6 protein-coding genes are annotated in these 12,764 nt (G+C 38.2%); 5 read left to right on the forward strand and 1 reads right to left on the reverse strand.

Features of this window, described 5'->3' with window-relative positions:
* Positions 1-362: 362 nt before the first annotated feature.
* Positions 363-2,252: a putative bifunctional diguanylate cyclase/phosphodiesterase gene (locus OLW01_RS15010; protein ID WP_268076741.1), complete on the forward strand. Its 1,890-nt coding sequence runs from the start codon at positions 363-365 to the stop codon at positions 2,250-2,252.
* A 377-nt stretch (positions 2,253-2,629) separates the two neighbouring features.
* On the opposite strand, the gene OLW01_RS15015 is transcribed toward OLW01_RS15010, so the two are convergent.
* Entirely contained in the window at positions 2,630-3,625 is a 996-nt protein-coding gene (locus tag OLW01_RS15015; RefSeq protein WP_268076313.1) for a zinc-dependent alcohol dehydrogenase family protein, read from the reverse strand.
* A 177-nt stretch (positions 3,626-3,802) separates the two neighbouring features.
* On the opposite strand from OLW01_RS15015, the gene OLW01_RS15020 reads away from it, so the two are divergent.
* The 4 genes from OLW01_RS15020 to OLW01_RS15035 all read left to right on the forward strand — a co-directional run bounded on the left by OLW01_RS15020 (position 3,803) and on the right by OLW01_RS15035 (position 12,598).
* A complete protein-coding gene (locus tag OLW01_RS15020) occupies positions 3,803-4,732 on the forward strand; it encodes a LysR family transcriptional regulator (RefSeq protein ID WP_268076315.1) in 930 nt (309 codons plus the stop codon).
* A gap of 695 nt (positions 4,733-5,427) precedes the next feature.
* Positions 5,428-8,760 carry a TonB-dependent receptor gene (locus OLW01_RS15025; protein WP_268076316.1) on the forward strand — a complete coding sequence of 1,111 codons (3,333 nt, stop codon included), beginning with the start codon at positions 5,428-5,430 and terminating at the stop codon, positions 8,758-8,760.
* 130 nt (positions 8,761-8,890) lie between these two features.
* Positions 8,891-10,429, forward strand: a complete 1,539-nt coding sequence (locus OLW01_RS15030; RefSeq protein WP_268076317.1) for a VCBS domain-containing protein — start codon at positions 8,891-8,893, stop codon at positions 10,427-10,429.
* 255 nt (positions 10,430-10,684) lie between these two features.
* Positions 10,685-12,598, forward strand: coding sequence for a VCBS domain-containing protein (locus OLW01_RS15035; protein WP_268076318.1), 1,914 nt, complete (start codon positions 10,685-10,687; stop codon positions 12,596-12,598).
* The last annotated feature ends 166 nt before the right edge of the window (positions 12,599-12,764 follow it).

Consider the following 12,764-nt stretch of genomic DNA (forward strand, 5'->3'; position numbering starts at 1 on the left):
AAATGCCCTTGTAGTGATTAGATCTTTCGACCAAGAAAAATATTGATAACCAAGGAGCAGGGCATGATTGAATTAGACGCAATTTATGTATATATTGATGTTTTTATTTACTATTCGAACGTCAATGGAAAACTCATCTGATCGAAACAGGTGAAAAATAGCAACATAATTGATATTAATTAATCCAATGATAGAATATAACTTGTAACATTTTACGTTTGACTATATGACTAAATAAACACGCCAAAGCTATATCGTCTAATCTATTCACATTTAGTGCAAAAGCTACTTTTTTAATTACAATTACAAGTATCATGGAGTGAGTTCAGCTTAATCTATGCCTTAGGAAATTATCGGTTCAAATGACTTATATACGAGAAAACATAGCTGACCAGCAAGAAATGCAGGCAGTACGACACCATCGGCGTTATACACTTTGTCAGGTTTTGACCATACTGGGCGTTTTGTTCCTTTTTACCTTCGGTAGTTTAAGCTTTGGTAATGGTGCTTATTTTTTAGGCTCAACATTAATACTCAACGCTTGTGTGGGTTTAGTAAACCTTTATCTTTTAAAGCGCAGCGGCAACGTTGAGCGAGCCGCTAGAATACTCAGTTGCATTCTGTTCGTCTTATCAATGAGTTTATTAATTACAGGCGGTAAGGATAATACTGGGATGTTATGGATTTACCCCATTGTTGCTATCAACCTATTTATCAATCGCTTTTGGCCTGCTGTTTTTGTGTTTGGTATTTTCAGCATCGCGAGTTGTCTGCTGTTATTTACACCGATAACAGCTTTATTAATGACTAGCTACTCACTCACTGAAGCTTTACGTTTTATGCTAACAATGTTAGCACTAAATGCTATTTGTTTAGCTGCTTTGCGTTCTGAGGAACAGGCCTACAAAACGATAATGCAACTACATGCCGAGGATATCCATCAACTGGCTTATTATGACACGCTTACAGGTCTACCTAATCGTTGGAGCTTTAAAACTAACCTAGCCCGTATGCTAACCCGTGCAGAGAAGGACAAACAGCGTATTGGTTTGTTGTATATTGACCTCGATAATTTTAAGCAGGTCAACGACCAACATGGTCATGAAGCGGGCGACCGACTTTTACTCACCTTTAGTGAGAAACTTTGGGAAGTAATCCGACCAAATGACCAGGTTTTCAAACTGCAAAGAGAAAGTTTAGCAAGACTAGCCGGTGACGAGTTTGTTGTGCTTTTACCTAACATCAAAGATCCGCTTGATGCCAGCTCCGTCGCAACAAGAATATTAAATATTTTCAAAGGTGGTTTTAAGGTCGATGATGTGGTTCATCTGGTTTATGCTAGTATTGGCATTGCCGTGTATCCTGATGATTCCACCACTCCCTCTGATTTACTCCACCACGCCGATGCTGCGATGTATGATGCTAAAAATAACGGTCGCAATTGCTTTAGGTTTTTTACCCAAGAAATAGCCGACAGACTTAGCCAACGGCAGCTGATTGAAAAATGTTTAAGGCAGGCCTTGAGTGAAGCACATTTCTCTTTGGTTTATATGCCTATATTTGACTGTAAAGATAACAAGATTGTTGCTGTTGAAGTACTGCTCCGGTGTCAACACCCCGGATTAGATGGATTTGGTCCTGACCACTTTATACCAGTAGCGGAAGCAACTGGTTTGATCAAAGAGATAGATTTATGGGTCATCGACAATGCTTTGCAAGCGCTAGGAATCTTACAAAAAGAACACCATTTTGATGGGAAAGTCTGTATTAACATTTCAGGTGTAGAGCTACACAATGAACTATTTCCAGTACAGGTAAAAAATCTACTGGGTTATCATAAAATTAAACCTGAAAGTGTTGAGCTTGAAGTTACTGAAACGGCATTCGTTGCCAACGATGTAACTTGTCTTAAAAATTTAAACGCATTAAGTCAACTTGGGGTCTCTTTGGCATTAGATGATTTTGGAACGGGCTACACGGCATTTAATCAATTAATCCATTACCCTGCGGATTGCTTAAAAATAGATAGGTCATTTGTAAATGATCTCTTTTCAGAACGTGAGGCGCGCCACAAAATGGTGACCATTATTCAAAATTTGGCTAAATTGTACGATCTTCGCGTGATTGCAGAGGGGGTTGAAACCGAAGCACAGTTGACATATCTAAAAGAGCTAGGCTGTGACTGGGCACAAGGTTACTATTTATCGCGTCCACTGCAATGGGATGACTTACTTAAGTTATTTAAAGTTTAAATGTTCATCAACTATAGTGCTGAATTTAGATTAGAAGCGATTAAATTAGTAATCGGTCAAGGCTATATTCATTTCAAGCGCTGAGTAATTTATTGATATCAAAAAATTATCAAAAGTGGTGGGCTGAGGTTTATTCAATAAAACTAAGCCTTCATGTATCTGAAGGCATTAGAATCGGCAAGTGTAGAGCAAAATATTACCCTTTTTACAAAGTTTTTAACTTCGTTACTGTCGCCATAATTTTTTTGAAAAAAGAACTTTTGTAGATACCATACCAGTGGTGGCCTAGTTATTTGGCCACCACACATTCGCATTTTTTGTAATCTAGTTCCCAATACATTTTTAATACGTAAGTAACATACAAAAGTGATTGGCTTTTAACCTTTAACTACGATTTTACCAAAATGCTTAGCGGATTTTTGGTATTGATAAGCTTCATCAGCTTGTTCGAATTCAAATGTTTTATCTATAATTGGCTTGATGTTATGGTCTGCCAATGCTTGATGAAAACGGGTCTGCATTGCTTTACTGGCAACATAAATACCGAATACACGCAAGCTTTTAGTTAAAATTGGAAAAGGATTAATTTTACCTTCCACGCCAGTTAAAATACCGATTAAACTAACGACACCGTTAACCTTGAGTGCATTGAGCGATTTTTCTAACGTACCAGCACCACCGACTTCTACAACAATATCCACGCCTTCGCCTTGGGTTAAATCTAGCGCGGCTTTATCCCAGTGTTCAGTTGTTTTGTAATTAATGGTGTGAGTTGCGCCCAGCTTTTTAGCTTTTGCTAATTTTTCATCAGAGCTGGATATCACAATACTCTTTAAACCAAAAGCATTAGCTAATTGTATTGCGAATACAGACACACCACCTGTGCCTTGAATTAAAACAGTTTGTCCTTTTTTCGCGGGTTGCGGCGTTTCAAATAAAGCATGCCAAGCCGTTACACCTGCACAGGGTAGAGTGGCGGCTTGTTCATAGGTTAAATGTTCTGGAAATCGAATAAAGCTAGATGCTTTCCCCGATATTTGCTGACTCAACATACCGTCGCATTTACCTGCGCCTCTGGAGTTTTTAAACAGGTCAGCGGTCAATGGCCCATCCATCCATTGTGGAAAAAATAAACCAATGACTTTATCTCCAACTTTAAAGTCAGTTACTTTACTCCCTATTTCAACCACTTCACCGGCACCATCTGAAAATGGAACCACTTCTTGTTTGGTTACCTGCCGAGTTATGATATCTCGATAATTTATTGAAGCCGCTTTTAATTGAATTTTTATTTCATCTTCCGCCAACGCCACAGCATCTAGTTCAATTTGTTTAATGGCATCTTTACCTGGTTGTATTTGATATTGCTTCATCTTGCTCTCCTTTTTTGTTAAGCATTTTGTAAAACGACTGCAGCCAACGCATTTTAAATATTATTTACGCGGTTATTAAATGAGTCGTCACTATATAATTACAACTATAAAGCTTGATTTAAAATCAATAAACAGGCTAAAGTTTGAATTATTATCAAATAACTTTTGAAAATAATTGTGCTTATACAAGATTTATACGTGGTATTAAAAGTTGCAGAATTTAAAAATATTACTTTAGCTGCAATCAGTTTAGACATGAGCAGTGCAACCGCAAGCGCTGCGGTTAAACGAGTTGAAAAATCGTTAGGTGCAGAGTTATTTGTGCGTACGACTCGACATTTAAGATTATCTGCTGCCGGCGAGCGGTATGTATCGCAGTGTGAACAAGCATTAAATTTGTTAGATCTGGCTAAACAAAATATTCAGACAGACGCCCAGAGTGTAGAGGGTGAATTGCGAGTTGCTTTATCTTCAGATTTAGGCCGGAACATAGTGTTGCCTTGGCTCGATGAATTTATGCATAAGCATCCTAAAATCAGTTTGAAAGTAAACATTAGTGACAGCAACACTGACTTTTACCGAGATGCCGTAGATGTAGCATTGCGATATGGTTATCCAAAAGATTCAAATCTATACGGGTTTAAAATTTGTGATGCGCCAGGTGTTTTATGTGCATCACCAAGTTATCTAAAAAATAATAAAACGCCTACACATCCAAATGAATTAACAGGTCACAATGGCTTGTTTTATCAGCTACACGATGTCATCCATAATCATTGGGTATTTCATAAGGAAAATCAAGAGTTTAAAATAAGAATGAAAGGTGACAGAGCTTCAAATGACGGAGATTTGGTAAGGCGTTGGTGTGTGAGTGGTAAGGGTGTTGCCGTTAAATCTTATCTTGATATGTCGCAAGACTTGTTAAAAGGCAATGTTGTTCCGCTAATGTCCGATTATACACCCAGAATAACCGAGCTTTGGTTAATTTGCCCATCGCGCCAAACCATTACACCAGCCGTTAGGTTGTTAAGAGATATGCTAAAACAAAAAACTCGAGCAGTCTTTAATGATCTTAAATCGGCTGGAATTGATATCAGAGATATTTAAATTTTTTAATTACAGTATTGGTTTCGTATTGCATTATTATTTTTAGGCACAGCATTTATAGTATAAATGCCATTAATGATAAAAGTGTTAGGAGTTAATTAAGTGTAAGTTTTTATTTTTCTTGATTTAATTAGTCGATCTATCTACGCAGTTCCTTATCGCCTTGCTATAAAAGCCTATAATATATCTTATGTTAAATAGTGGCTTGAATTAATTTTTATAATCAATATAGTCAAACGCAATCAATGCCAGCTAACCTTTGAATCTACATCATGGCGGATTGGTCAATATTTAAGTAATATTGATTGTGAAACATACCTTTATTTTTTGTCCCCCTTTCTTTAATTAAAAATAGTAGCGATTATTTAAAGCCATTTAATTTTGGCACACTGATGTCTAATTAAAAGTTAGAATCCACCTCTACTAAAACCTTAAATTTAACGAACCCAATAAAAATAACAAAAAAAATACAAGCAATCACGAGTGACTGTTAATGATTAATAGTGTGTTTTTATGTGTCATTTTAATGATGTTTTTAGTTAATATGCTGCCTATAAAAGAAAGAACTTGACTGCTTATGATATATTTGGTGTTATATATGTGTACTGGATGTTGGCAATAAGTTAACGATACAAGTTAACACGATAAGTTAACGCCATAGAAAGAAGAAACTTCCAAATATAGGCGAGATGGTCATGAGAAATACCAGAAAACATATAAAAAATGAAAATCGACAAAAGGCACGACTAATTGGTGGCTCCACAGGCATCTTAATGACCCTGTTTACTCCATCCATATTGGCGGCAGAAGTGAGCTCCGCACTAGAGCAAGAAGAAACCGAAACCATTGAAGTGACGGGTGTTCGTAGCTCACTAGAAGACGCACTTAACGTTAAACGTGAAGCTCCCTCAATTGTGGATGCGATTTCAGCTAAAGATATGGATGCGTTACCTGCACTTAATTTAGGTGAAGCATTACAAGCACTACCCGGTATTCAATTGAATACCGATGATGGGCAGCGAAATTCAGAAATCAATTTGCGTGGCTTATCAGGTGGTTTTGTAAAAACAACGGCTGAAGGTCAAAGTTTTGCTACGCCAAGCCGAAGTACTGGCGCCGTTGGTGGTTCAAACCCATTTGGTTCGTTTGAAGGTGGCGTATTTGATGGGGTAACGGTTGTTAAGTCCCCTACTGCTGATATGCAAGAAGGTGGTATTGCCGGTATCGTTGATAAAAAACTTCAACGAGCTTTAGGTAAACAAGATGGTCAGTATTCTTTAAACATTGGTACTCGTTATGAAGAGTTATCTGATAGTTTTGATAATCAATGGTCATTTTCAGGTTCAAAACATCTAATTAAAGATAGATTGGCGGTCGCGTGGAAAGTTGCCGGTTCAGAGCAAAACTTTCGACGTGATACGGTAAACTTCTCAAACTACAATTCATTGAATACGATAGAAAATAACTTTAGTGAATCAAATAATTTTATCTCTGAACAAGCTTTGCAGGACTATAAAGATCTTCATGGTATTACCCATCCTAATGCCATTATTAAAACTATCGGTTCTTTTAGGCAAGTAACTGAGAACTCAAGTGGTGATCGCTTTTCAGGTACGGGTAACATCGAATTTAAAGTAACAGATTCATTAAAAATTGGGGCCAATTTTTTATATACTAAGCGCGAACTTGGTGACAGTACCATGGAAGACTTTAACTTAAGTATGGCGTCTAGCGATAATAACGGTAAGAATTTTGATCATCGTGTGACGTTATCGGATGATCCATCACACACACCAATTAAATTAAGCGATAATCAAAATAATTCTTACGACCCAGCAATACATCATCCTGATTTGGCGACCGTCCCTGTTTATGCAGCAACAGTTGCCGATATTACAAACCTTAACTTTACACCGGCAACACGATTAATGTCTTATACGGAAGAAGCCAAAGGTATTTTCTTATACGCAAATTACACAACTGATGATTGGGTAATAGATGGGACAGTCAGTAAGTCAAGCTCTAGTAATGAATTTCAACAAGAAGCGCTAGATATTCGTCACCAAAATAAATCTCATGTTTCTTATACTGATTTAGATACTGGTGATAGTCTTAAATATGCGCCTACAGGTATTACTGGCAGTTTTAACACCGGTAAAGGTAACTTGGATGTGGCACAAGTCAGTATGTCGGGCTGGGATAATTTCACTTATGCTGACTCTGTAGAAAATCCAATACTACCTTCACTTGATCCAGAAGATCAGTGGAAACGCAATAGTAACGGTTGGGCTAGCATTCCGCTAACTTCTCATTCAACTATTTTAGACCCTAAACTTAACCCTTATAATGTTGAAGACAACCTTAATAATTTATCACCGAATTTTTTATCTGAAGACTTAACACCTGAAGAACGTCAAGAAAAAATTGATGCTATAGGTGGCAAAAGGGTTGAATTTTACTCTCATGGTCGTGTACATCGTCCAGAAAGGGAATATGAGTCTGGTGAGCTTAATTTTGAACGTTATCTGGATTTAGGTAACGATGAGTTTAGAATAACATCGACTAAATTTGGTGTCCGTCACTCAAGAGAGTTGCTAGATACATACGATGTAACAGTAGGCGGCGGCGGTTTAGATACTAGCGTGCTGAACGGCGATGTTTTGTATGCAGAAGATTTCGCATCAGCAGGTCAAGCCGAATTTTATAATGGTGATTTCGCCAACCATATAAATAACGAGACAGGCTGGTTACGACTTAACTCTGCAGAATTAAAAACATTATTACAAGGTGATGGTCTTAAACCTTATGATGAAAACGGAGAACTTGTTGAAGAGTTTGATATAGCCCACCCAACAGGCTATGCGGTCAAACTTGACAATAGAAGCACTGAACCAACCTACCTTTTAAACCAAAGATTCCGTGATAACTTTTCGGCCGACCAAGTTATCAATGCAGCTTATTTAATGGGCGAGTTTGTAGGGGAAATCGGTGACATATACTACTCTGGTAATTTAGGGGTTCGTTATGTTGAAACCACAAACGATGTGATCGGTCAAGGCTTTAACGAAGACGATGAACCAATTGCAGTATTAACTGAAAATGATTATGACCATACGTTACCGGTATTTAACCTTTCTGTTGAATTAACCGATGATATTGTGCTTCGTACTGCTTATTCAGAAGGCATGGTTCGCCCTAACCTATTAGCTCAATCCCCGAGTCCGCGTTATGACAATAGCGGTGGAACAGTCAGACTGGAAAATTCAAAAGCAGAAGTATTACCTTATACCTCACAAAACTACGACCTTTCTTTAGCTTGGTATAACCGAGAAGGTTCTGCAATTGCAATCGGAATGTTTGTAAAAGAAATCGAAGGTAAAATTCAAACGGCCACAATTTGTCCAGTAGGTGATGAAGAAAAATGGGACGTGGGACCGCTTCAAGAAATCGATGTAGGCGGTTCAATACCAGAATGTCGAGAAATTGGCACCTTTGAATCTGAAACGGGTGAAATTTATGAAAACCGTAAAGTCAATATTAAATCAACTTATAATAGTGATATACCAATTACTGTAAACGGTTTTGAATTATCTGTTCAACAAAAATTAGATTTTCTACCTTATCCATTCGATGGTTTCGGGGGGGTATTTAACTTCACTAAAATCGATTTAGATGAGGGTGGTGGTCAGCCGATGACTCGAATCGCGCCTAATTCATATAATTTAATTGGTTACTATGAAAATGATGGCCTTAGTATTCGTTTATCATACAACTGGCAAGATGAGAAATTGCTGAGTTCTGGCGGAACCACTTCTTTCTTAGGTTCTGATGCGCGAACCCAAACAGCGGGTGGTCGTTTAGATTTATCATCATCTTATAGGTTGACGAGTAATTTAAAGCTGAATCTTCGTGCATATAACTTAAATGATCGTCAAGAATTCGAATTTATAGGGGGTAATGAAGATGCAATTTCACGTATTCGTTACTCAGGCCGAACTTATTCTGCAAGTTTATCTTATCGATTTTAAGTAAACATATTGATTTAAATATTAGGTACCACTACTGGGCACTAACATTTTATATAAATGTTTAAGCTATATAGCTCCCCGCTCACTAATGGTACTTACAGAATAAAATATAAATTTTTGGAACAATACAATGAAGAAAACAATACTAGCTTTATCTATTCTTACTACATTGTCAGGATGTGAAATCGATAACAGTGGCGCAAAGAAGCTACCCGCTGTTTTTAATGCTGAATTTGTAACTGACGTCGGATTTGACGGAACTAGAGGTGAAGGTCTAGAAGTGCCTTTAACCTACGGTCACGGCAATGCGTCTGGTGAAATAGGCGTAACCGATGTTAATTTTGGTGAGGCTGAAATTGACTTCACCAAAATGCCAGAAGCACAATATGGCACCTTTACGATGCTAAAATTCGAAGGGACTGATAATTACAGTGGTGAATGGACTTATGATCTGGACGAAACTAACCCTTCAGTTCAAGCACTTGACGGAAATCCGACTGCTACCGTAACAGAGTCACTGACATTTACTTCTCTTGATGGTACCCAAGATACGCTTGATTTTGTGATAGAAGGCGTAGCCGAAGAGGTTGAACCTGAATTTAGAGGTGCATTTACTGCTAATGTCTCTTTAAAAGAAACATTAGGTTTTGGTAGAGCCGAAATTTATGATGAAAATTTTGATGAGAGTAGCTTTCAAAACAAAGGTGAATCTAAATACGGCACTTTTAAAATGAATCCAGATGGCACTTGGGAATATGAGCTAAATAATCGCCACCCAGACCTACAAGATTTAATTGAGCCCACAGACTCAACCTCAGAAACATTTACGGTTTATGCAAAAGATGGTACAGAAACTGAGTTTAAGGTGAACATTACAGGTGCACCATTAAACTTTGCCGCTAATATTCCAAGCACAATTGATGAAACCAGTGTATTTGCGATTGACTTTCTGAATGACGGAATAGTCAAAGAAGACCTTAGCAATGGCAAGTTATTGTTTAGCGTAAAAGGTACAGAAGACTTAGCGGTTAGTGGCGGTTTTGGTATCACTTGTGATGATTGGAATGGTAATAATGACGGCGGTGGTGATAATAGACGCATGGGTCATTTTTATGTCAAGCCTGACGGCACCTTTGAAATGAGAAGCCATGAAATTATTCCGGGCTCTTCCCCACAAGACGCAGCGGCTGACAAATTTGCTAAGGACGATTCAAATAAATACATTAATGAAAATGTAATTTTTGACCAAATGTTGATACCAGGCGAATGGACTCATTTTGTGCTGACGTGGGACATGCGTGATGGCTTAACTTACCCAGAAATGACACTTTCAATAAACGACGAAGCAGCAAGCTCGGATCATTTAGCGATTCCTGCCGATCCGAACGAGCCATTTGTTGCTCAAACGGTCGCGGGTAGTCGGCTTTATAACTGTCTTGACGAAATGCGATTCATTGTCAGAAAAAATGAAGATGAAGGTGGCCTAGGCGCTATGTTAGTTGACGATATTAAGTTATATACAAACATTGATGCGGACGTCAAATTCGATACGCCTGACTTTATTGAAGAATTTGCTAATAGCTCAGCCGGCGACAACGTTTTAGATGCAGACAGACCTCATTATAAGGCGATAACAACCGACAATATTACTATTATACGCGACCTTTAATTAAGTCTAAAAGCTAACAGGTAGGGTTTGACAACTCTACTGCTTAAATTAATGTTGCTTTATTGATATACCTATTAAAGCAACATCATAAAATAGCTAAGTCATTGATAATAAAATTTAAATATGTATGTGTTTGGTAATAAGTAGCACACGTTAAGATAAAAATCTTGCTCCTCAATTTAGGTAAATTGCTGAGGGTTAATGGAACGTGAGCACGATCAACTACTAAAGTAGCATACATAATGAGGATAAATCATGAAAAAACAACTACTGACTCTATCAATCATTACGGCGTTATCCGCGTGCGGTAGCAGCGATGATGACAACACTAAAGCACAAGCTCCTGCGACATTTAGTGGTGATCTTTCTGTAGTATTATCAAAAGCCGAAAACCCTGAATTAAGAGTTGAAGTGGATGATCCAAATAAAAATGAATCACTTATCCACTCAGAAGTCATTGAAGGAAAATACGGTGAGTTAAGAATTGATGCTGCAGGTTTTTGGACCTATGAATTGTACGTAGGGGAAGATGAGCACCCAGATGTTACAGCTTTGGTTAGTTCTGAAAATGCAGACATATCAGAAAACCCGCTTACAATTAAATCAGCAGATGGTACAACTCAAGATATTCAAATCACGCTTGAAGGTATTGACGTACCTGCAACTTTTAAAGATAGAACTTCAGTAGTCATTAGCCACGATACTGGCAGCATAGATGCATTTACCTCTGTTCGTGATGATAATCCTGCTGAAGCAGCTTTTAAACCAGCCCTAGAACAAGAAGGTGCTCAAGAAGTTGATGGTGAAGTAAAAATCACCACACAATATGGTGTGGTTACAATTAACGTAATTGAACCTGTTGATGCAATAGAAGGGGTAGAAGCCAGTGAAGGTGTAGAAGAAGTTGAAGCCGTGCCTGCTGTTCTTGGAAAAGTTGAGTGGACATACGAAATTGATCCGGATAACGAAGAAGCCAGAGCTTTAAATTATGATGTAGAGCCAGAAGATTCTTCTGCAATTCCAACCTTAGACGATACATTTACGCTCACTACTTTAGATGGTACGGAGCAAGAAATTGTTGTTACTCTTCGAGGGTCGTTAAAAGTACCTGCAGATATTGATGCGCTCCCTGGCGGAATTGATGTAGAGCTAACCGAGGAAGAAATAGCGGAAGGTGTTGAACCCGTTGTTAACCCAGATGCAGTTGTAAATATTAACGCTGGCGATACATCAGGTAATTTAGTCATCACTGATCCAAATTTAGCTGAGGAATCTTTTGAAATTCAAGAGGATATTACAACTACGTACGGAACGTTTACGATTGATGCCAATGGCGCTTGGACATATGCATTAGATACGGACAGTGCTGAAATCAAAGCTCATAAAGGTGATGGCGTTACAAAACCGGCACCATTAATTGATAATATTGTTGTTACTGCTGCAGATGGCACTGAAGCTGTTTTACCTATCACGATTGATCCACTCGTTGGCGGTAATTTAGTTGCTGAAGTGGGCTCGGATAAAGATGGTAAATTTGTTGTGAACACCCCAGCTGCAGCTTGGGAAAAAGGCCGCGTGACATTTAAGTTTCAGTATCCAGAAGCCTCATCAAAAGATGCTAAAGTTATCTTAAATGGCCGTAAGTATAAAGGCACTGAATTGAACCGAACGATAATTGCAATGGCTTTTAGAAGCAACGGTGAAATTAAACTTTATAATGGTACATCAGGCACTGGCACTTTTGTTATTGATCAAACTCATACACCTGGTATTTGGAATGATATGGTGTTTACATGGGATGGCTCAGAAGCAACCAGAGGTGCTAATGGCGGTAACGCTACTGTATCCATCTCTATCAATGATACGCCAATTAGTTCCGCAGGTGGAGAAATATTAGCCAATCAAGTTTCAGGCGAGTTTTTCAAATCCTTTACCAACTCTGCCGCGTTTGGTCTGATGGATGAGGCTCAATTTTTTGAAGTACAAGCTAAAGGTGGCTCTAGCGTTTATCTGGACGATTTAACAATCTATTCAGATGAAGCGGGTAACACTGAAGTGCTGAGTGAAAACTTTGATGAGTTAGCAGAAGGTGCAGCATTGTCTGTGGATTATACCTTTGATGCACAAACTAAAGAAGTGATGGTTAGCCCAGTTGCAAAACCAGAATAATAAAACGCTTTACTAAAGCGTTTTAAGATTAAAAATAGCGCTACCTTGTAGCGCTATTTTTGTTTGGTTATTACACCATTTCTACTTAAATAGACCGTTCAACTTTATACATCTCGAGTTCCCTACTCTCATCGATAGTGATTGCAGTGGCAGAATAATTTGGCCA

This window comes from Catenovulum adriaticum (assembly GCF_026725475.1).
Lineage (GTDB): Bacteria > Pseudomonadota > Gammaproteobacteria > Enterobacterales > Alteromonadaceae > Catenovulum > Catenovulum adriaticum.